A 19,419-nucleotide genomic window follows, 5' to 3' on the forward strand; every position below is an offset into this window, starting at 1 on the left:
CGGGGCACGAGTTCCGGCTGGTGGACGAGGACGGTGAGGTGTCGGATGTGGAGGGTGAGCTGTGGCTTGCCGGTCCGCAGATCTCGACGGGCTATCTCGACCCCGCGCACGACGAGGGCCGTTTCGTGGTGGCGGACGGTCGGCGCTGGTATCGCACCGGTGACCGGGTCCGCGCGCACGCCGAGGGTGATCTGGCGTATGTCGGGCGGATGGATTCGCAGGTGAAGGTCCATGCCTGGCGGGTCGAGCTCGCGGAGGTGGATCATGTGGTGCGGGAGTGCGAGGGCGTGCGGGACGCGGTGACCGTTCCCCGCCCGGCCGCCCACGGCAACGAGCTCGTGGTGTTCTACACCGGCGAGGAAGTCCCCGAGACGGTGCTCGCGGACAGTGTGCGTGCCGTGCTGCCGCACAGTGTCCTGCCGCGTCGTTACGTGCACTTGGACAAGCTTCCGCTCAATCCCAACCGGAAGGTCGACCGGCTCGCCCTGCGCAAGCAGGCGGCGGAGATGAGCGTCTGAGCGAGCATGTCCTCTCGTGGAAGCAGTTCTCAGTCCCTTCCCGCCGGCGACCTGCATCCCCTCGTGACGCCCCGGATCATGCCCGTACTGCCTCGGCGTATCTGGTCAGGCGCCGAGTGGGAGCGCATCCGGTCGGCCGGCTCGCGCGGAGGCGGCGGATCGAAATGGGCGGCCGACTGCCGCGACGACACCCTCTCGCTTCACCGAAGCGGGACCGGCTACGGAATCTACGAAGCCGTCTTCCGGCCGACCGAGGCCGTCGGGTGGAGGATCTCCCGGGCGGTCGTCGAGGGGCACGCCCCGCGCTACGCGTCGCCGTCGGCGGAGTACGACTGCCTCGTGCTGGAGCTCGTCATCAGCGCGGTGTTGCTCGACGAGCCCGCCAGGGAGCTCCGTTCCTCGATGACGCGGTTGATGCGATCGCTGTCGGGCGTCATCGACATGACCTCTGAAGTTGCCGAGCACAGCGTCCTCGGCGTGCCTTCCGCCTGACCACGCGTGCCGCCCTCCGCGACGAGAGGGCGGGAGGAGCGCGTGACCGGTGCGGTCGATCCGGCGGTGCCCGCGCACAGGGCGCCGGCGGGCTCTCTCACGCGTTCTTCTTCGAATTGGAGTGATCTCTCATGCAAGGGCAGCGCGACCAAGTCACCGATGCCGCCTATGAGATGCGCCGCGGCGAGATCGCGGCGCTGTCGGCCGGCGGCACGCCGGACGGCCCCGTACCACTGGTCGACTACGTCGACTGGGAGCACGAGGTGTGGCGGCTGGCCTGCGCCGCCCTGGACGCCCGGCACCGTGTGGACGCGGCCACCGAGTACCTGGAGTCGGCCGAGGCGCTGGCCATCCCGCTGGACCACGTACCGCAGCTGCGCGAGGTGAGCGACCGCCTGACATCGATATCGGGGTTCCGGCTCCAGTCGGCCGCCACGCTCGTACCGCTGAGGGAGTTCTGCGGGAGTCTCGCGAACTCGGTCTTCCGCTCGACCCAGTACATCCGGCATCCGCGGGCTCCCCTCTACAGCGAGGACCCCGACATGCTGCACGATCTCGTCGGCCACGGGAACATCCTGGCGAACGACCGGTTCGTCCGTCTGTACCGGCTGGCGGGTGAGGCCGCGAACCGGGTGGAGAGCGACGAGGCCCTCCAGTTCATCGGCAAGGTCTTCTGGTTCACCCTGGAATGCGGTGTCGTCCGCGAGCGCGGCGAGCGCAAGGCCTACGGGGCGACGCTCGTCTCCTCGTACGGAGAACTCGACCACTTCCGCGGCGCCGAGTTCCGACAGCTGGACATCGCGAGCCTCGTCGACATCAAGTACGACATCACCACGTACCAGCCGCTCCTGTTCGAGGCGGACTCCATGAACCAGGTCGAGGACCTGGTCGGCTCCTTCTGGGACACGTGCGACGACGACAGCATCGCGGCCCTGTTCAGGGGGGCTTCCCGCTCGGTCGGCAGCCGGCACTGAGCCGGCCGGCTCCACGCGGCGACACGGCCGACGGCGACGACGCCGTCGGCCGTGTCCGTATGTGCGGGCGGGGCTGTGCGAGTCCGGCACATGCGCGGGCGGCGTCCGCAGAGTCCGGGTTCAGGCCGGTCCAGGCCGGTTCAGGCCGACCCGGTTCAGGCCCGGTCCAGGCGGCTCTGGTCCGTGAGGGTCCCCCGCCCGGCCGGCCTCACCTCCGGGCATACGGAGAGCGGCGGCGGGTGCCTCACCCGCCGCCGCTCTCCGTCGTTCGGTCGCTATGCGTCGTCAGCCGCCGGTCGACCGGGGACCCCGCCCCCGGTTCACCGCACCTCGCGCACGATGTCCGCCACGATCGCGACGGCGGCGGAGACGTCCTCCGGGGTGAGACCGCGATGCGTGACGGCCCTGATGCGCCCGTGGCCGAACTCGCCCATCGCCAGGCCGCGCTGCTGGGCGGCGTGCAGGAAGGCGGTGTCGTCCAGGCCCTCGGCCGTGACGCGGAATAGGATGATGTTCGTGGTGATCGAGCCCGGGTCGACGTCGATGCCGTCGACCTCGGCCAGGCCAGCCGCGAACAGGGCCGCGAGGCGGTGGTCGTCGGCGAGCCGGTCGATCATGGAGGTCAGGGAGACCACGCCGGCCGCGGCGAAGACGCCGGCCTGCCGCATGCCGCCGCCGAGCATCTTGCGGACCCGCCGGGCCTTCTCGACGAACGCGGTGTCGCCCGCGAGGATCGAGCCGATGGGCGCCGACAGGCCCTTGGAGAGGCAGAACTGGAGCGAGTCCGCGTGGGCGGCGATCTCCGCCGCCGGCACACCCGTCGCCACGGCGGCGTTGAAGATCCGGGCGCCGTCCATGTGCACGGGGAGGCCGTGCTCGTCGGCGAAGCTCCGGAGCTCGGCCAGGTAGGTCAGGCTCAGCGGCCGGCCGCCCATCCGGTTGTGGGTGTTCTCCACGCAGATGAGGCTGGGCAGCGCGAACTGGGAGTCCTCCGGGTCGGGCGGGAAGGCCGCGGCCAGGTCGGAGAGGGCGAGGGTGCCGTCGGGCCGGGTGGGTATCGGCTCGTAGACGATGCCGCCGCAGACGCTGGCGCCGCCGGCCTCGTACAGGTAGATGTCGCTCTCGTTGCCGACGAGCACCTTCCCTCCGCGCGGTACGTGGACGAGGAGGGCGGCGAGGTTCGCCATGGTCCCGCTGGGCATCAGGCAGGCGGCGGGCTTGCCGACGCTCTTCGCGGCGAGTTCCTCCAGCCGGTTGACCGTGGGGTCCTCGCCGTACACGTCGTCGCCGAGTGCGGCCTGTGTCATGGCCGACAGCATCTGCTCGGTGGGCAGCGTGAAGGTGTCGCTTCGCATTTCGATCATGTCGACTCGCCCTGCCTCAATCGTTCGTCAAACGGACAGTGATGTGGTCGAGCGCCGCGTCGAGCGACCGGTCGAGCTCCGCGACCGAGCCGGCCGAGGCGATGACGTGACCGATGCGGTCGTAGGCGTCGGTGGCCGGCCGGATGGGGTCGCCCGGTCGGCGCGCGATGTGGACCTCCGCCACACCGGCCAGGCGCCGGGCCTCCTCGTGGCCCTCCAGGCTCGCCAGTCGTCCCTCCGCGGAGCTCGTGAGGAAGGAGACGCCCGTCGGGGTCAGCTCTCCGGACGGGAGCTCGACGGGCAGCCCGGTGGCCGCGCGCAGCTGCTGGGTCAGCAGGTCGGGGCCGCCCGCGAGCCTGATCAGCTCGGGGATCATGCCCCCCGCGAGGCGGGCGTTGATCTCGATGATCGTCGGCCCTTCCGGGGTCAGGCGCAGCTCGGTGTGGCAGGCGCCGTGGCGCAGTCCCATCGCCTCGATGGCCGCCCGTACCACGCGCTCGATCGCGCCGGACGCGGTCTCGTCGAGCGGCGCGGGGAAGACGTGCCGCAGTTCGACGAACGAGGGCGGGGGCGACACCGACTTCCGGGTGACGCCCACCAGCCGGAGCCCGCCGTCGGCGAAGATCGTCTCCACGCTGAACTCGGTTCCCTGGACGAGCTGTTCGACCAGCACCTCCGGCGGGACCGCCTGCTCGCGCACGTTGTGCGTGATCGCGAGCAGCTTCGCGGCGTGGTCACGGGCCTGCTCGACGGAGGCGCACAGGAGCACGCCCGTCGACGCCGAGTCCGAGGCCGGCTTGACCACGCACGGCAGGCCCGTCGCCGCGACCGCGTCGGCGACGTCGGCGGCCCGCGTCACGGGCACCGACACCGGCTGGGGCAGTCCCGCGTCCGTCAGGATCCGGCGGGTCGCCGACTTGCGGCGGCACGCCGCCACCGCCTCGGGCGGATTGCCGGGCACGCCGAGCGCGGCGGCCAGCGACGCGGCGGCCTCCAGGTAGAACTCGCTGGTGGTCGTCACCCCGGCCACCTCGTCGGGGGAGAAGTGGGCGCGCAGCGTCGCCGCCAGCGTGTCCGCGGCGTTGGTGTCGCAGCGGATGACCTGGCAGTCGGCCTCGCCGATGCCCGGGTACCTGCCGGGGCGGTTGGTGAGCAGCACGGGGGTGAAGCCGAGGTCCCTGGCGCGGGAGAGCGCGAGCATGCCGGTGCCGGTGGTGTTCGACTCGACGAAGACCATCCGGCGGCGTGGCGTGGACGGTACGTCGGCCCGCGCCCAGCTGCCGACCTCGGTGCCGTACGGCACCTGCAACGGCGCGCTGGTCAGGGGGAGTTCACGCAGCCCGGCGCGCTCCCAGTATCCGTCGTCGTAGATCGAGTCGACGTAGCGGTCGCCGCGGTCGGGGAAGATGCCGACGACGCGCGTACCGGGGGCGACGGTGGCGGCCAGGTGCGTCAGCACCCGGTAGACCGAACCGGAGGAGTTCCCGGCGAAGATGCCTTCCTCGCGGGCGAGTTCGCGGGTGGCGGCGAACGCCTCGTGGTCGTTGAGCCAGTGGATCTCGTCGATCTCGGCGTGGTCCAGGTTGCCCGGGACGAGGCTGTTGCCGATGCCGCTCTGCTTGCGCCCCGGCTGGTCCGGCTGGCCGAACAGGACGCTGCCGACGGCGTCGACGCCGATCACCCGCAGCGGCCCGGACCTCCCGGCGGCCTTCAGCGCCCGGCGCAGGGCGCGGGCGGTGCCGCACAGCGACCCGCCGCTGCCGACGGCGCCGACGAGGACGTCGACCCCGCCGAGGTCCGTCACCAGTTCCTTCGCGAGCGCGGCGTAGGCGAGCGGGTTCTGCGGGTTGGTGTACTGCCGGGGCCAGAACGCGCCGGGGTACTCCTCCCGGAGGGCGGCCAGCCGCTCAAGCCGCGCGCTCTGCCAGCCGTTGGCCGTCATCGCCTCGACCACGTGCACCGAGCAGCCGAGTGCCGTCAGCTTCGCCAGGGTGATCGCGTCGATGCGGGGGTCGGTCACGATGTGCACCGGGTGGCCGAGGGCCTGGCCCACCAGGGCGAGCCCCAGCGCCATCGTGCCCGAGGAGCTCTCGATGATCGGCGCGCCGGGGGCGAGTACCCCGTTCGCGCGTGCCTCGAGAACGACCTGGCGGGCGACCCGGTCCTTCATCGCGAACAGGTTCTGCAGTTCGAGCTTGGCGGCCACCGTCACGTCCGCGGGCGCCCGCAGCCGCACGAGGGGCGTGTGCCCGATGGCGTCGACAACGTCATTGAAGATCATCGCTTGTTCCGCTTCCTGTCAGCTCGAAGCCAAGGTCTGGTAGCAGAGCACCCGTTCGCGGTGCGCGAGCTGCCCGCACCGGTTGATGGCCTCGGCAAGCCGGCTCCGAAAGCCGGGGACGTCATGGGGGAGCAGCAGCCCGATCGTCGACCCGCTGTGCGCGGTGACGACGCCGACCCCGCCGACCTCGGCACTGAGCTCGGTCATCGCGCTGAGCGTCCGCTTGCGGCAGAGGCGCTGGTTGAGGTGGGCGCTGCGGGTCGCGACCCGGCCGATGGCGGCCGCGTCGCCGGCCCGCACCGCGGTCCGTACGTCGTCGAGGAGCCGGGCGTACTCGTCCCGCTCCGCCGCCGTGAAGTTCTTGGGGATCCTGTTGAACGCGACGGTGTCGACGGTGCCGCCCTCGTCGATGCCCACGATGGTCATCGGCGGCAGGCCGCCGAGCCGGTCGAGGAGCGCGACGTCGCGGTGCCGGAACGCGACGACCTCCGGGTACATGACGCCGTCCGTCGGCTCGATCCGCCGCAGGACGTCCTCGATGACCCCCGGCGGCAGGTCGACGCCGACGGCGCTCGCCACCGCCCGTGCCGTCGCCACGAGATCGGCCGAGGAACTCGCCAGGCCCTTGCCCTCCGGGAGGGAGCCGTCGAGCCGCAGCGACCCGCCGCCCCCGCCGTAGCGGGCGAGCACGGCCTCGGCGACCCTGCGGGCCTTCGTCTTCGAGGCCGGGACCACCTCGACACCGCTGTCCGCGCTGGTGTACGCGAACGTCGCGGTGGCCCACCTGGCGATGGGCAGCGTCACCAGGAAGTCCGGCCCGTCGTCGGGCAGCGCGCCCTGGAGCAGCTCCCCGAAGGTGCCGAAGGCGGAACTGACCGCGACGGCCCGGGCGGGAGACGCGTGGTGCCCGCCCGCCCGCGGGACGAGCTGGCGGCTCGTCATACGGCCTCCCCGGCGGCCGCTTCGCCGACCGGCGCCCGGCCTTCGGCGTGCCCACCGCGCCGGCCCTCGCCCTCGCCGCCCGGCGCCACGGCGGCGTCGGTCGCGGCGACGGCCTCCCGCACCGCGGCCCGGCGCGCGTCCCACTCCGCCGTCAGCGCGTCGAGCCGCTTGCGCTGCTCGGCGAGCAGCGCCGCCACGGAATCGGGGCTGGTCGAACCCGCGGACACCTTCGCGCGCAGCTGCGCGTCCACGTCCGCGGAGCCCGTCAGGTACGAGGCCGGGTCGTCCAGCGGATGCCCCGCCTCCCGGGCCGCCGCGGCGAGCGCCGCCGGGTCGCCGTGCCCGGCCCCGCCGTCGCCCCGGGCCAGCACCGCGGTGACGTACCGGCCCGCGATGACCTGGGCGGTCCGCCACGGTACGCCGGCCCGCAGGGTCAGTTCGTTGGCCAGGCCGAAGCCGCCGAAGTGGTCCTCCTCGCAGACGGCGCGCATCCGGTCGGTGCGCCACTCCAGCCGGTCGACGACCAGGGTGAACCCGGCGAGCACCGCGCGGATCGCTCCGAACATGGTGCTCGCGTGGAGGCCCGCCTCCTTGGAGACCTCCACCATGTTGCTGTACGGGGTGTTCCGCTGGCCCGTCGCGAAGTCGACGTAGAAGGCGGTCAGATGGGCCGTGCGGCCGCGCAGCCGTTCGAGGATCGGGTAGTTCTTCTTCTGGGGCATGGCCGCCGAGATGCCGGCCAGCTCGTCCGGCAGCTCGACCAGCCCGTAGGCGCTCGACGACCAGGCCATCAGGTCGGTCAGGACGCGGCTGAAGCCCACGCCCGCGGACGCGATGTCCGCGGCGACGTCGAGCAGCCACTCCCGCGAGGCGACCGCGGACAGGGCGTGCGGGACCGGGCCCGCGCAGCCGATCGCCTCCGCCAGCCAGTCCCGGTCCCAGGCCAGCTCCTGGCCGGCCATGGGGCCGGCGCCGAGCGGCGAGAAGTTGATCCGGTCGTACGTGGCGAGCAGCCGCGACGACACGCGCAGCACGTGCTCCGCCACCGCGCTGAGATAGAACCCCGGCGTGATGATCTGCGCCGACTGGAGGTGGGTGTACCCGGGCATCGGCGAGGTGACGTCGCGGGAGGCCTGTTCGAGCGTGGCCTCGGCCAGCTCCCCGAGCATCGCGGCGATCCCGCTCACCTGGTCGCGGCCGTAGAGGAGTTGGGCGCAGGCCTGGAGGTCGTTGCGGCTCCGGTCGACGTGCCAGGCCGGCACCGGCTCGGGCAGTGCCTCGGTCACCCGGGTCTCCATGGCCAGCGCGATGTCGGTGAGCGCGGCACCGGCACCCGCCGTGACCCTCTCCTCGGTCAACTCGCCGAGTGCGTAAGCGAGATGCTCCACCTGGCGTGCCGACAGCACGCCGAGGCGGTGGTACTCGCGCAGCAGCGCCTTCTCGATCAGCACGTACCAGGGCAGCAGGTGGGCGACCTCGTGCCGGAACTGCGGTTCGAGGAACTCCCGCCTGACGAAGTCGTCCGGTGCCGCCGCGAGCCGGCCGGTCAGCCTCAACGGGTGCCGCCCTTCTCCGCGTCCGCGAGCGTCGCCGCGACGAGATCGGCGGCCGCGCCCGGGTGGCTGCGCACGAGATAGCGGCCGGCGCCCTCGATGCGGGCGGTCCGCGCCCCGGGGAGCAGCTCCGCGCAGCGTGCCGCGGCATTGCTCTCGCCGGGCGCGCGGGGGATCACGACGAGGGTCGCGGGCACGTCGAGTGGCTCGGCGAAGGCGACGAGAGAGCGTTCTGCCTCCCCGAGGTCGTGCAGGTAGGCGCGCTCGATCAGCTCGGTGCGGCTCGACCGCGACTGGTCGACGTCGGTGAGCGCACCGGCGTCGCGCAGCCAGGCGCCGATGTCCGCCGACCCGGCGGCGGCCGGTGCGCCGCCGCCGTCCTCTGGCCGGGTGGCCGCGGCCAGGAACAGGTGCCGGGGGGCCGCCCCGGCGGTCCGCAGCGCACGCGCGGTCTCCAGTGCGAGCGCCACGCCCGCGCCGTGGCCCCACAGCGCCACGGGGAGCTCGATCCGGTCGAGGATCTCCTCGCTCAGCCGGCCGGCGACCCGGTCGAGCCCGACCAGCTCGTCGTCGGGCCGGGCGATGTCGTGGCCGGGCAGCTCCACGGCGTACACCGCCACGTCGGAGGCGGCCAGTGCCCGCGCCATGGCCTCGAAGTTGAGCGCGTTGCCCGCCTCGTACGGTACGCAGACCAGGGCCGTGGTCGCGCTCGAAGGCACCGAGAGCGGCTGCAGGAGCGGGGACTCGTCCGAGCCGGCGCCGTCGGCCGCCGCCGCCAGATCGGCGAGGACCGGGTGCGCCATGAGGTCCACGAGCGAGACGATCCCGCCGAGCTGCACGACGAGCCGGACCGCGGCCAGCGATCCGCCGCCGTGCGCGAAGAAGTCGTCGTTGCGGCCGACCTCGTCGAGCGGCAGGCCGAGGACCTCCGCCCACACGGTGGCGATCCGCCGTTCGGTGGCGGTCCGCGGCGGCGTCAGGCTGTTGCCGCTCGCGCTGTTCGTCTCCAGGTCCGTGAGAGCCCGCTTGTCGACCTTGCCGTTGTCGGTGAGCGGCAGCTCGGGCAGCCAGCGCAGCGTCCGCGGGACCAGCTGGACCGGCAGCCGCTCGGCCAGCAGCTCGCGGACGGTCGGGATCGCCTGCTCGGCGGTGTAGAAGCCCGCCAGGCGCTTGCTCGCGCCGTCCGGCATGACGATCACGCACGCCGTCTGGACCCCCGGCACCCGGAGCAGCTGGGACTCGACCTCGCCGACCTCGACCCGGACGCCGCTGATCTTCACCTGCTCGTCGCGCCGGCCGACGAACCGGAGCCGGCCGTCGGGCAGCCAGTGCCCGTAGTCACCGGTGCGGTACCGGCGCAGCCCGGGCCGGACGGGGTCGTCGCCGAAGGCCTCGGCGGTGCGCTCGGGGTCGTTGATGTAGCCCCGGCCGACGCAGACGCCGGAGAACGTGACCTCGCCGATCGTGTCGTCCGGCACCGGCAGTCCGTCGGGCCCGATCACGTCGACGAGGACGTTGCGGATGGGCACGCCGACGGTGACCTGTTCGCCGTCCGCCATGCCGCGGATGACCTCGTGCGTGGTGTCGTCCGACGCCTCGGTTGCGCCGTACGCGTTGACCACGGGCACCTCGGGGCACTGCTTGAACCAGCGGGTCAGCACCTGCGGGCTCACGGCCTCGCCGGTGACGCCGAGCATCCGCAGCGAGCCGGGCGCCAGGTCCCCGGCCTCCAGCCTGGTGACGATCACGTCCAGGTAGCTGGGGACGAGCTGGAGGACGCCGACGTCCTCCGCGGCGAGGAGCCGCAGCAGGCCGGGGACGTCCAGCATCTGCTCGGGATCGACGATCACGGTGCTGCCGCCCACGATCAGCGGCGCGACCGCCTGCCACAGCGAGATGTCGAAGCACTGGGACGCGGTCTGCGCGACGACCGTGCCCGCTTCGAGCTCGAACGTCTCGACCTTCGCGAGGAGGTGGTTGAGCATGCCGGCGTGCTCGCAGGCCGCCCCCTTCGGCGCGCCCGTGGAGCCGGACGTGAAGTAGATGTAGGCGAGCGCCCGGTCCCCGACGCGGCCCGGCCGCGCCGCGTCGGCCGCCGCCGGCGGCGCCAGCGGGAGCGCCGTGACGGCCGCGTCCTCCAGCGGACGCGCCGACACCTCCTCCTCGACCAGGGCCAGCCGGCTCCCGCTGCGGCGCAGCAGGTCGGCGATCCGCTCGTCGGGGTAGGCCGGGTCGATCGGCAGGTAGACCCCGCCCGCCTTGAAGATGCCGAGGATCGCGGCCAGCCAGTCGAGCGAGCGCCGGCTGACGACCGCCACGACGCCCTCGGGCCGGAGACCGGCCGCCAGGAGCGCCCCGGCGACGCGGTCCGCGGCGGCGTCGAGCTCGGCGTAGGTCCAGCGGGTGCCGCGGTGCACGGCGGCCGTGGCTGACGGCGTGTTGCGCGCGCACTCCTCGAAGAGCTCGTGGGCACGGCGATCAGGGAGGGGCCGCACCGGCCCGACTCCACGCGACTGCTGACCGCTTACTGCCTCGACCTTCTCCGTCACAGTGCCAGCCTTTCCGGCCGAACGAGGGGCGGCCTGGATTCCATTGCATTCAACTGACCAGAAAATCAAACGTGTTGTGGAGCGCCATGGCGGCCGCTGACGAGCAGGCTAGAGAGCCGCGGAGGGCGCTCGTACTGACAGGTGCCAGTACCGGAATGCCACCCGCGAGCCTGCATACTCGCCACCAGTCGCATCAAAAGGAGACCTGGTGTGTTCCCGCTCAGCGCCTCACAGCAAATCGTCTGGCTGCAGCAGAAGGTAGTTCCCGACAGCCGCGCCTATCACGCCACCGCGGTGATCGACTTCCACGGCGAAATCCGGCCCGAGATACTCCGCCGGTGCATCGGCGACGCGGTCGGACGCCATGACGCGATGCGCATCCGGATATGCGACGAGGGCTCCGCCATCGCCTTCCAGGAAGTCGTCGAGAACCTCCAGGTGGAGATTCCCGAGCACGACCTGCGGAATGCCGGGGATTCCGAGGAGCGGCGGGCGGAACTCCTCCGCCACCAGGTGCGCGCCGAGTTCGACCTGCGCAGCGCCCCGCTGGTCCGCTGGACGCTGGTGCGCCTCGCCGACCGCCACTGGCAGCTCTTCATGACCGAGCACCACCTGGTGCACGACGGCCGGTCCACCGTCGAGTTCCTCGCGGGCGTCTTCCGGCAGTACGAGGCGGAGGTGACCGGCGGCCGCTTCACCGCGGTCGTCGCCCCCTCGTACGAGGACTACGTGGCGTACGCCGGCTCCGACGAGTACCGCGCCCGCGTCGCCGCCGACGTCGCCTGGTGGGCGGACAAGCTCGACGGGGCGCGCTTCGGCGTCGAGTTCCCCGGTCTCGGTTCCCGGCGCGACGCGTTGTTCGACCACCGCGGCGGGCAGTTCCGGCAGGCGGTACCCGCCGACCTCATGGGCCGGGTGTCCGCGGTCGCCCAGGAGGGCGGCCACACCGTCTTCGCCACCCTCCTCGCCGTCTACGGGGAGCTCTGCCGCCGCTACTCCGGCCGGAACGACCTGGTCATCGGGATGCCCTTCGCCAACCGTCCCCCCGGCTTCGAGCGCACGGTCGGCATGATGGTCGGCGCCGTCCCCCTCCGCCTCGCGATCGATCCCCTGGCCCCGGGCGGCGACGTCGCCCTGGACGCCATGGAGGCGATCTTCGACGCCATCGACCACGAGTCGGCGCCGATCCAGGACCTCGTGAAGGCGCTCAAGCGCAGCAGCAAGGGACTGGGCAACCCCCTCTTCAACATCATGTTCGCCATGCACGACGCCCCCTGCCCGCCGATCGACGTCCCCGGCCTCTCGGTCGACATGCAGATCGCCGTGGGCGCCGCCAGCACCAAGTTCGACCTCAGCGTCGTGGTCATGCCCGGCAAGGTCCTCCACGGAAGCAGCCGCGGCCACGAGTACGAACTGGTCTGGGAGTACTCCACGCAGGTCTTCCGGCCCGAGGACGTGGAGCGGCTCGCCACGGGATTCGAAGCCCTGCTCCGCGCCTACGCCGAGCAGCCGGCCGCGCCGATCGGCACCCTGGCGCCGAGCGTGGTCGCGCCGTCGGCCCCGGACGGCCACGACGCGGACGAGAGCCCCCGGGCGGCCGCCGAAGCACGGCCCGCCGCAGGGAAGGAGCCCGCCGCCGGGGGTGGCGACCCCGCCGGCTCGCTCTGGCTCCAGGCGTTCCGGCACATCCTGGAACGCGACGACATCGACGAGGACGACGACTTCTTCCAGGTCGGCGGCTACTCGCTGCTCGTCCCCATGCTGCTGTCGCACTACGAGTCGCTCGCGGGCTGGCGGCCCCCGACGAGCCTCGTCTTCGAGTTCTCGTCGCCGCTCGAACTCGAAGCGGCGTCCGCCGAGCACCTGCGGCAGCCCGCCGGAGCCCCGTGATGACCACGTACAGGCACACGGTCGAGGAAGCCGGGAGATTCACCAAACACGGCATCGACCTGACGGTGTACGGCGTGCGCGACCCGGCGGCGACGGTCGTGCGGGTGAACGTCGAGCGGGGGCACTTCCAGGAGTTCTACAACACCCGGAGTTCCTACACGTATTACATCGTCAGCGGCCACGGAGTGTTCCATCTGGACGGTGAGGCGGTGACCGCCGGACCCACCGATCTGATCACCGCCCCGCCGAACACCCGCATTTTCTATTTCGGCGCGATGGAGATGGTTCTCACCGTGGCGCCCGCATTCGACGAACGGGACGAACGGCACGTCAGGTTCATCAGCGAAAGCGAGTGCCCCGACTGATGCCGCTGCCGGGAACCACTACCAGTTGGATGGAGGATGGCATGTCGACGACCACGGCCGACGCCGCACCGCTCATCGAGCGCCGCGCGCGCACGCTGGCCTCGCTGCCGAACGAACTGACGCTGCCGACGGATCGTCCGCGGCCGGCTCACCCCACGTCGGTGAGGGAGCCGCACCGGTTCGACGTCACCCCCGAGACCCACCGCGCCCTTCTCGCGACGGCCGGGGAAACCGGTACGACGGTGGGGACGGTGGTCCGGGCCGCGGTCGCCGGCCTGCTCGCCCGGCTCGGGGCCGGCACCGACCTGCCGATCGCGGTTCCGGCCGCGGCGCGCCCCGGTCTGCGACAGGGCGACGCGGCGGCGTTCCTCGCCCACCACCACGTCCTCCGGATCGACGCCTCCGGGGACCCCACCCCCCGCACGCTCGTCGAGCGCACAGGCGAGGCCGACCGCGCGGCCCGCGCGCTGCACGACGTCACCGCCGAACGGCTCGCGGAGTTGGTCGACTTGACGCCGTACGCCGGACGGAGCCCGCTGGTCCAGGTCCGCGTCGCCGTGAACGACGAGGCCATGTCGGAGCCCGGTTCGACGGGCGCGGCCCCGTCCGACTCCTCAGCCGACCCCTCAGTCGACTCCTCAGCAGACCTCTCCTTCGACTCCTCCTTCGACCTCTCCTTCGTCCTGACCGAGCGCCCGTACGGCGACGGGGACCCGGCGGGGATCGTCGGCGAGATCACCTACGACACCCATCTGTTCGACCCCGAGACGATCGCGTCCCTGGCGGAGCGTCTGCTCCTGCTCCTGGCGGCGTTCTCCGCCGGGCCGGACACCGCCCTGTCCCGCGTCCAGCTGCTCTCCGACCGGGAACGCACCGCCTGGCTCGAGACGTCGAGCGGCCCGGAGCGCGAGGCCGTCGACCACACGCTGGTCTCGCGGTTCGAGGCGCGCGTCAGGGAGACCCCGGACGCGGTGGCCCTGGTGAGCGGCGAGGTGTCGCTGACCTTCGCCGACCTGAACGCCCGCGCCAACGCGCTCGCCCACCGGCTGATCGGCGCCGGCGTCCGGCCCGAGGAGCCGGTGGCCGTCCTGATGGACCGGTCCGCCGAGCAGGTCGTCGCGGTCCTCGCGACGCTCAAGGCCGGCGGCTGCTACCTCCCCCTGCACCTGGCCCACCCGGCGGAACGCATGCGCGGCGTGATGGCCGCAGCCGACGCCCGGATCCTGCTCACCGACACGAGCCACGCCGGCCACGCGGCGGCGCGGGGCGCGACGACGGTGCTCCTCGTGACCGAGAACGACGCCGAGGCGGCCGCCGCCACCCGCGACCTCGACCGCAAGCCGCTGCCCGACCAGGCCGCGTACCTCATGTACACCTCCGGCTCGACCGGCGTCCCCAAGGGCATCCTGGTGACCCACCGGAACGTGGTCTCCCTGGCACTCGACCACGCCTGGAACGACGCGGCACTGGAGCGGATGCTGGTGCATTCGCCGCTGGCGTTCGACGTGTCGACGGGCGAGATCTGGGCGCCGCTGCTCAGGAACGGGCACCTGGTCATCGCGCCGCCCGGGGACCTGGACGCACGGGGCCTGAAGGACCTCGTCGGACGCCACGGCGTGACCGGCGCCCTGATCTCCGGTGGACTCTTCCGCAGCATCGCCGACGACTCGGCCGCCGCGTTCACCGGCATGGTCGCCCTGCACACGGGCGGCGAGGTCATCTCGCCGGTCGCGGTGCGCACGGTGCTCGACGCGGCTCCCGGTCTCGTCGTGCACCCGCAGTACGGCCCCACCGAGGCCACGCTGTGCGTCACCCACCACACCGTGGCGCGGGCCGACCGCCTGACCGGCGACGTCCCCATCGGCAAGCCCATGGCCAACAGGCGCGTGTACGTCCTGGACGACCACCTGAACCCGGTGCCCCCCGGCACGGTCGGCGAGCTGTACCTCGGCGGCGCGGGCCTGGCCCGCGGCTACGTCGGCAACCCGGCCCTGACCGCGGAGCGGTTCGTCCCCGACCCGTTCCACGGCGTGGGCGCGCGGATGTACCGGTCGGGAGACCTGGCCCGCTGGACCCGCGACGGCGTCCTGATGTTCGCCGGCCGCACCGACGACCAGGTGAAGGTACGCGGCTACCGCATCGAACTCGGCGAGATCGAGACCGCCTTGGCCCGCCAGGAAGGGGTCGCCCGGGTCAGGGTGATCGTCCGGCAGGACCAGCCCGGGGACGAGCGCCTGGTGGCGTACGTGGTGCCGGGCGAGGGCCCGGCCCCGGACCCGGCGGCCCTGGCCGACCAGGTCCGCAGGACCCTGCCCGCGTACATGGTGCCCTCCGCGTTCGTCACGCTGCCCGAGCTGCCGCTCACGCCGAACGGCAAGCTGGACCGCGCCGCCCTGCCGGCCCCGGAGTACGGCGGCGGTGCGGGCCGCGCCCCCGGCACGCCCGACGAGGAACGGCTCTGCGCCATCTTCCGCGACATCCTCGGCCTCGAACGGGTCGGCGTCGACGAAGGATTCTTCAGCCTGGGCGGCGACTCGCTCCTGGCGACCCGGCTGAGGACCAGGATCCGCACCGATCTCGGTGTCGAACTCAAAGCCCAGACCCTGGTCCGGAACCCGACCGTCGCCGAGCTCGCGAAGCTCCTCTGACACCGGCCCCACCCGAGACGAAGGCGCCGCCCCCACCGGGGCGGCGCCTTCGTCCGTACGACGCTGCTGCTACTGAACTTGATTGGGTGATGTCGGACCGTTCGCCTGATGGTGGTCGGTCCGTCCCGGTAGCCCTGAACTGTGAGATACGCACAGGGCGGCGGGTTGACCGACATCGGAAGGGCCGCGAGGGAGCGGGTCCGGCTGCAGGCCGTGACACGCTTCCAAGGCGGGCAGAAGAACAGGGACATCGCTGCGACGCTGCGGGTCAGTGAGCGGTCTGTGGAACGGTGGCGCCGTCAGTGGCGCGAGCGCGGTGAAGCGGGGGTCCTGTCGACGGGATCGCCGGGGCGGCCGAGGCTCGGCGAAGCACAGATCGCGAGGCTGGAACGGGAACTGGAGCGTGGGCCGCTGGTCCACGGCTGGGCCGACCACCGGTGGACACTGGCCCGGATCTAGACGCTGATCGGCCGGCTGTTCCACGTGAGCTACACCGTGGAGGGCACGTGGCTGCTGCTGAAGCGGGACGGCTGGTCCTGGCAGCAGCCGGCTCGGCGGGCGATCGAGCGTGACGACGCGGCGGTCGAGGTCTGGAAGAAGGAGACCTGGCCGCGGGTAAGAGCACCGCGGCGGCATGTGACGGCTGGATCGTCTTCGAGGACGAAGCCGGGCAGTCGATGACGCCGCCGCGAGCGAGAAGCTGGGGACGCAAGGGCTCAACGCGATCGTGCTGGTCTGGGACAACCTGCGCATGCACCTGGTCGAGGCGATGCGCCGATTCATCGCCGACCACGCGGACTGGCTCACCGTCTTCCAACTTCCGAGTTACGCACCGGACTTGAACCTGCAAGAGGGCATCTGGTCACTGGTCAAACGCGACATCGGCAACCTCGCCGCAGCCGACCTCGGCCAGATCACTCGCGCCGTCAAGCGCAGGCTCAAGCAGATCCAGTACCGTCCGGACCTGGTCGACGGCTGCCTGACCAGCAGCGGCCTGATCACGGACGACTGGCCGGCATCACGCATTCAAGCTCAGGCAGTAGCTTCGAGCGTTTCTAGACAGGGACTAAAATTCGCCCTTGAATGACGGTGTGGCGGTCAGTAAATTCAGCTGCCCGCCGGACTGTTGTCCGGCGCCGTAGGTCGATATGCAGGGAGACAGGGATGCGCAGCAGGTTTCGAACCTGCCGCTGACTCGTGAAACGCGGGCCAGCGGGGTTCTTCATTAGCTTGGTTGCCCTGACAAGGCACCGTCCGAGGGAGACGTATGCCCTCAGTCGGACACCAGGTGACCCCGCTCGCGTATCCGAGGAGTACACCTTGCTGGACCGTTTGATCGACCTCCTGTCTCAGACCCGGACCCTCCGCGCCCTGCTGGACTTCTGCACCATCGTGGTCCGTCTGCTGCCCGCGTTGGTCGTGATCGTGGCGCTCATCCCCTCGTTCGTCGTCTTCGCGTTCATCTCCGCCGGGGCACGCAGGTCGGTTCTCGACATCGTGGACCGCCTCACGAACTGGACCCTCGCCCGCTACTGAACTCGATTGAGTGATGTCGGTGCCGTTCGCCTGACAGCTGGCCGGCGGCACCGACCTGGCCCTGTGAGCGTCGGGTCGACGGACCCGAAATCGGTCGAAGCCCGAAGCTGCTGGTCAGCTACGGTGGCGGCATGCCTGAAAGTCTGCCCGAGGATGTAGCCGACGTGCTTGGCCTCGTCCTGAACCCCGACGAGCCGATTCACGTCGCCCTCCGACGGCAGGTGCCCCAACACAGGGTCCAATCCCGGTGCAAGTGTGGGTGCGGCACTGCCTACTTCGACCTTGACGCCGACGCGTTGGAGCCCGCGCCAACGGGCCCCGGCACCGTCGTGGCTGCCGACGTACAGCTGTTCACCGAAACCGGCGAGTGCCCTGGTGAGGTCTTGGTCTTCGCGCAAGGCGGCTACCTCTCATGGCTGGAGGTCTGTTCTTGGAGCGATGACGTCGAGGTGAACCTCTCCGCGGCGCGGCGCTGGCTACAGCCGTCGTCCTGAACCCGAGCCGGTAACAGCCGACGTCTCGGACTCTGACGCCGCCACCACGAGTCGACCGACATCACGAGTTCAAGTTCAGTAGTGCGCCGGATCGCCGAGATAGCCGGCGAAGCGTCCTTCGGGGTCACGGGCGGCCCGTACCTCCTCGAACCTCGACCAGGCCGCGTCGGTCATGATCCGGTCGGGCCGGACCGTGAAGTCGCTGTCCCCTAGATAGCAGCCGGCGGACAGGGGGGCCGCACGGGCCATGGTGCCGTCCAGCCACGCGCGGCACCGCGCGTCGTCCTCCGGGGTCTCGCCGATGACGTACGCGGCGAAGTAGAGGTCCGTCGGCACCGACACGGCCATGTCCGGCGAGGGCCGGGACAGCAGGGGGGTGAAGTCGCCCAGGACCGTGAACGTCCTGGCGGTGGGCAGGTCGGTGAAGGCCGGCGCCAGCGCAGGGACCAGCTCGGCGGCGGTACCGGCCAGGAAGGCGTTGTCCGCGAAGTAGCGGTGGTAGTCGGGGTTGGACCGCAGCTGGGCCGCCTGGAGCGCGGCGAACTCCACCGGTCGGCCGACGGTGGCCGCCAGGGCCTTGCCGGCCACCGGGCAGGTGTCGAGCGCGGCGAGGGAGGCCGGTCCGCCGTCGAAGGAGACCGCGTCGACGACCAGCGCCGGAGCGTCGGAGCCGGGCGGCGTGCAGCCGACGGCGGCGAGCTCGACGGACGGCGGCACCTCGTGGCGCGCCGCGTGGTACCAGGCCAGGACCTCGGAAGCGAGCTCGCCGGGATAGACGTACGTCGACCGGGTCAGCTGCCGGAACCGGGGGCGGGTGCGCAGCCGGAACTCGGTGACCACGCCGAAGAATCCGGGACCCGAGCCGCGCGCGGCCCAGAACAGGTCGGCGTTCTCCGTCTCGGAGCACCGCACCCGCTCCCCGTCGGCCGTCACCACGTCCATGGACTCGACGAACTCCGCGGCCCACCCCCAGCCCCGGCAGTTCCAGCCGATGCCGCCCTGTAGCAGGAAGCCGCCCATGCCCACGGTCGGGGCGTGGCCCACCGGGAAGAACCTGCCGTACCCGGCGAGATACGGGTCCAGGTCCAGACCGCCGCGCACCGCGGGACCGACCGCGACGGTCGCGTCGGCGGGGTCGTACGCCATGCGGGTGAACAGGGCCAGGTCGATGAGGAGGGTGTCCTCGCGCAGCGACCACGCGGCCCAGCTGTGTCCGCCGGAGCGGACCGCCACCTTCCAGCCCTCCGCCGCCGCCAGCCGCACCCCCGCCGCCACATCGGCGGCGTCGGCGGCGCGGAGCACCGCGGCCGGCCGCCGCTCCGGCCGCCGGTGGTTGAAGAGGCGTGACAGCGCGGCGTCGGCGAACCCGGTGTCGCCGCTCCGCCAGAAGGCCCCGGTGAAAGCAGTCATCAGTACACGGTCCCCACGTCGCTCCGCACACACCGCGCGGATCGGTCGGCATCGGTCGGCACATGGAAGAAGGCGGCGAGCCGCGCACGGCTCGCCGCCATCGGCGGGCCCTCCGCCGTCAGGCGGCCGGGCCCGAGTCGAGGGCTCCACCGCCTCAGGCGGCGGAGCCCTCGGCGGGGGACAGGCTCCGGCGCAGACTCGCGGGCCTCATGTCCGTCCAGGTACGCTCCAGACGGGCGAGGCACTCGGCCTTCGTGCCCCGCGTCCCGGCCTCGGACCAGCCGGCGGGAAGCTCCCGCCCGACCGGCCAGATCGAGTACTGCTCCTCGTCGTTCCGCACCACGCGGAACTCGCCCGTGTCGTCGTCGAACATGCCACTCCTTGGGAAACAGAGCCTGATTCA

General features: G+C 72.0%; 14 protein-coding genes and 2 pseudogenes. 9 read left to right on the forward strand and 7 right to left on the reverse strand.

The genetic code is table 11. From position 1 onward, the window contains the following. The 3 genes and pseudogenes from MRBLMG1_RS00005 to MRBLMG1_RS00015 form a co-directional block, all read left to right on the forward strand. A pseudogene (locus MRBLMG1_RS00005) lies at positions 1-518 on the forward strand (AMP-dependent synthetase); the annotation flags it as partial. 78 nt (positions 519-596) lie between these two features. Then, positions 597-1,010 carry a hypothetical protein gene (locus MRBLMG1_RS00010; protein ID WP_367819474.1) on the forward strand — a complete coding sequence of 138 codons (414 nt, stop codon included), beginning with the start codon at positions 597-599 and terminating at the stop codon, positions 1,008-1,010. Positions 1,011-1,141: 131 nt separating this feature from the next. Further along, positions 1,142-1,984 carry a phenylalanine 4-monooxygenase gene (locus MRBLMG1_RS00015; RefSeq protein ID WP_367819475.1) on the forward strand — a complete coding sequence of 281 codons (843 nt, stop codon included), beginning with the start codon at positions 1,142-1,144 and terminating at the stop codon, positions 1,982-1,984. A gap of 320 nt (positions 1,985-2,304) precedes the next feature. On the opposite strand, the gene MRBLMG1_RS00020 is transcribed toward MRBLMG1_RS00015, so the two are convergent. The 5 genes from MRBLMG1_RS00020 to MRBLMG1_RS00040 are packed head-to-tail and all read right to left on the reverse strand — an operon-like array spanning position 2,305 to position 10,619. Continuing rightward, on the reverse strand, positions 2,305-3,348 hold the full coding sequence (locus MRBLMG1_RS00020; protein ID WP_367819476.1) for a GntG family PLP-dependent aldolase: 1,044 nt from the start codon (positions 3,346-3,348) through the stop codon (positions 2,305-2,307). A 16-nt stretch (positions 3,349-3,364) separates the two neighbouring features. Then, positions 3,365-5,629 carry a pyridoxal-phosphate dependent enzyme gene (locus tag MRBLMG1_RS00025; RefSeq protein WP_367819477.1) on the reverse strand — a complete coding sequence of 755 codons (2,265 nt, stop codon included), beginning with the start codon at positions 5,627-5,629 and terminating at the stop codon, positions 3,365-3,367. 18 nt (positions 5,630-5,647) lie between these two features. Continuing rightward, on the reverse strand, positions 5,648-6,571 hold the full coding sequence (locus tag MRBLMG1_RS00030; RefSeq protein WP_367819478.1) for a kinase: 924 nt from the start codon (positions 6,569-6,571) through the stop codon (positions 5,648-5,650). Then, the gene (locus MRBLMG1_RS00035; RefSeq protein ID WP_367819479.1) at positions 6,568-8,127 is read right to left on the reverse strand and encodes an argininosuccinate lyase; all 1,560 of its coding nucleotides are present in this window, start codon (positions 8,125-8,127) and stop codon (positions 6,568-6,570) included. Before MRBLMG1_RS00035 ends, MRBLMG1_RS00030 begins: the two co-directional genes overlap by 4 nt. Further along, the gene (locus MRBLMG1_RS00040) at positions 8,124-10,619 is read right to left on the reverse strand and encodes an amino acid adenylation domain-containing protein (protein ID WP_367819480.1); all 2,496 of its coding nucleotides are present in this window, start codon (positions 10,617-10,619) and stop codon (positions 8,124-8,126) included. The genes MRBLMG1_RS00035 and MRBLMG1_RS00040 overlap by 4 nt, the downstream gene beginning before the upstream one ends. A 264-nt stretch (positions 10,620-10,883) precedes the next feature. On the opposite strand from MRBLMG1_RS00040, the gene MRBLMG1_RS00045 reads away from it, so the two are divergent. The 6 genes and pseudogenes from MRBLMG1_RS00045 (at position 10,884) to MRBLMG1_RS00075 (ending at position 17,606) form a co-directional block, all read left to right on the forward strand. Beyond that, positions 10,884-12,563 (forward strand): condensation domain-containing protein, encoded by a 1,680-nt coding sequence (locus MRBLMG1_RS00045; RefSeq protein ID WP_367819481.1) that lies wholly within the window; start codon positions 10,884-10,886, stop codon positions 12,561-12,563. Then, positions 12,563-12,928 carry a hypothetical protein gene (locus MRBLMG1_RS00050; protein ID WP_367819482.1) on the forward strand — a complete coding sequence of 122 codons (366 nt, stop codon included), beginning with the start codon at positions 12,563-12,565 and terminating at the stop codon, positions 12,926-12,928. Before MRBLMG1_RS00045 ends, MRBLMG1_RS00050 begins: the two co-directional genes overlap by 1 nt. 41 nt (positions 12,929-12,969) lie before the next feature. Then, positions 12,970-15,576 carry a non-ribosomal peptide synthetase gene (locus tag MRBLMG1_RS00055; RefSeq protein WP_367819483.1) on the forward strand — a complete coding sequence of 869 codons (2,607 nt, stop codon included), beginning with the start codon at positions 12,970-12,972 and terminating at the stop codon, positions 15,574-15,576. Between the two features lie 141 nt (positions 15,577-15,717). After that, positions 15,718-16,663, forward strand: a pseudogene (locus MRBLMG1_RS37430) (winged helix-turn-helix domain-containing protein). A gap of 233 nt (positions 16,664-16,896) precedes the next feature. Then, entirely contained in the window at positions 16,897-17,112 is a 216-nt protein-coding gene (locus MRBLMG1_RS00070; RefSeq protein ID WP_217171192.1) for a hypothetical protein, read from the forward strand. Positions 17,113-17,243: 131 nt separating this feature from the next. Further along, entirely contained in the window at positions 17,244-17,606 is a 363-nt protein-coding gene (locus tag MRBLMG1_RS00075) for a hypothetical protein (protein ID WP_367819485.1), read from the forward strand. A 75-nt stretch (positions 17,607-17,681) separates the two neighbouring features. On the opposite strand, the gene MRBLMG1_RS00080 is transcribed toward MRBLMG1_RS00075, so the two are convergent. Together MRBLMG1_RS00080 and MRBLMG1_RS00085 are read right to left on the reverse strand one after the other, a co-directional pair. Beyond that, positions 17,682-19,016 (reverse strand): FAD-binding oxidoreductase, encoded by a 1,335-nt coding sequence (locus MRBLMG1_RS00080; protein ID WP_367819486.1) that lies wholly within the window; start codon positions 19,014-19,016, stop codon positions 17,682-17,684. 154 nt (positions 19,017-19,170) lie between these two features. Further along, entirely contained in the window at positions 19,171-19,389 is a 219-nt protein-coding gene (locus MRBLMG1_RS00085) for an MbtH family protein (protein ID WP_367819487.1), read from the reverse strand. Positions 19,390-19,419 lie beyond the last annotated feature (30 nt).

It is taken from the genome of Streptomyces sp. LMG1-1-1.1 (assembly GCF_040815545.1).
In the GTDB taxonomy this organism is placed as follows: Bacteria; Actinomycetota; Actinomycetes; order Streptomycetales; family Streptomycetaceae; genus Streptomyces.

What these genes read in the sequence shown, in the direction of transcription:
- MRBLMG1_RS00030 (WP_367819478.1), bottom strand. Translation starts at nt 6,571, where the DNA reads ATGACGAGCCGCCAGCTCGTCCCGCGGGCGGGCGGGCACCACGCGTCT.
- MRBLMG1_RS00015 (WP_367819475.1), top strand. Translation starts at nt 1,142, where the DNA reads ATGCAAGGGCAGCGCGACCAAGTCACCGATGCCGCCTATGAGATGCGC.
- MRBLMG1_RS00085 (WP_367819487.1), bottom strand. Translation starts at nt 19,389, where the DNA reads ATGTTCGACGACGACACGGGCGAGTTCCGCGTGGTGCGGAACGACGAG.
- MRBLMG1_RS00010 (WP_367819474.1), top strand. Translation starts at nt 597, where the DNA reads ATGCCCGTACTGCCTCGGCGTATCTGGTCAGGCGCCGAGTGGGAGCGC.
- MRBLMG1_RS00025 (WP_367819477.1), bottom strand. Translation starts at nt 5,629, where the DNA reads ATGATCTTCAATGACGTTGTCGACGCCATCGGGCACACGCCCCTCGTG.
- MRBLMG1_RS00075 (WP_367819485.1), top strand. Translation starts at nt 17,244, where the DNA reads ATGCCTGAAAGTCTGCCCGAGGATGTAGCCGACGTGCTTGGCCTCGTC.
- MRBLMG1_RS00080 (WP_367819486.1), bottom strand. Translation starts at nt 19,016, where the DNA reads ATGACTGCTTTCACCGGGGCCTTCTGGCGGAGCGGCGACACCGGGTTC.
- MRBLMG1_RS00050 (WP_367819482.1), top strand. Translation starts at nt 12,563, where the DNA reads ATGACCACGTACAGGCACACGGTCGAGGAAGCCGGGAGATTCACCAAA.
- MRBLMG1_RS00055 (WP_367819483.1), top strand. Translation starts at nt 12,970, where the DNA reads ATGTCGACGACCACGGCCGACGCCGCACCGCTCATCGAGCGCCGCGCG.
- MRBLMG1_RS00020 (WP_367819476.1), bottom strand. Translation starts at nt 3,348, where the DNA reads ATGATCGAAATGCGAAGCGACACCTTCACGCTGCCCACCGAGCAGATG.